At 67.4% G+C, this 717-nt stretch carries 2 protein-coding genes; both read right to left on the minus strand.

Annotation, left to right across the window (positions count from 1 at the left end; genetic code table 11):
- Window positions 1–46: 46 nt before the first annotated feature.
- Window positions 47–397: a YraN family protein gene (locus AACY08_RS27720; protein WP_126849110.1), complete on the minus strand. Its 351-nt coding sequence runs from the start codon at window positions 395–397 to the stop codon at window positions 47–49.
- A 130-nt stretch (window positions 398–527) separates the two neighbouring features.
- Window positions 528–717 (minus strand): CoA-transferase (locus tag AACY08_RS27725; protein ID WP_339472300.1); only part of this gene is annotated, 190 nt, incomplete at its 5' end.

Here is a 717-nt window from a genome sequence, read left to right on the forward strand (position 1 = left end):
GACGGGTTTGGATGCGAGCGACCTCTAGGGGCGTCCGCCGCCAAAGTCACCCGATCCAGGCATTCTCGATATGGCGGGGCCGCGTGCCCGGCGCGAGCAGGATGACATCGACGCGAATGTCGTCGCCCGGATCGGCATAGCTTGGCATCAGATATTCGGCCGCCGCCGCGACGCGGGCGAGGCGGCGCTCGTCGATCGCGAAATCGAGCTCGGCGGCGGTGGCGCGCAGCTTGACCTCGACAAAGGCGACGAGGGTACCTTTCTTGGCGATCAGATCGACTTCGCCTGCGGGGGTACGGACGCGGCGGGCGAGGATGCGCCAGCCTTTGAGGCGGAGCCACCAGCCGGCGAGGCGCTCGCCGCGGCGGCCGGAGGCTTCGGCGAGGCGGCGCTTTATATTCCCCTCCCGTTTACGGGAGGGGTTAGGGGAGGGGCGTGTCTGTCGAGCGCGATCTGGGGTTCAAGCCCTCCCCCAGCCCCTCCCGCAAGCGGGAGGGGAGCAGAAGAGCGAACTTGCGACGGTCGCATCACGCCGCCTCGCGAACAGTGCGGAATTCGATCTTCTTGTCATAGGGCGCGCCGACGATCAGCCGCTGGACATAGACGCCAGGCAAATGAATGCAGTCGGGATCGAGCGCGCCGACGGGAACGATCTCCTCGACCTCGGCCACGCAGATCTTGCCCGCGGTCGCCATCGGCTGGTTGAAGTTGCGCGCG

It is taken from the genome of Pseudomonas sp. EL_65y_Pfl1_R83, from assembly GCF_963970695.1.
Classification (GTDB): Bacteria; Pseudomonadota; Gammaproteobacteria; order Pseudomonadales; family Pseudomonadaceae; genus Aquipseudomonas; species Aquipseudomonas tritici.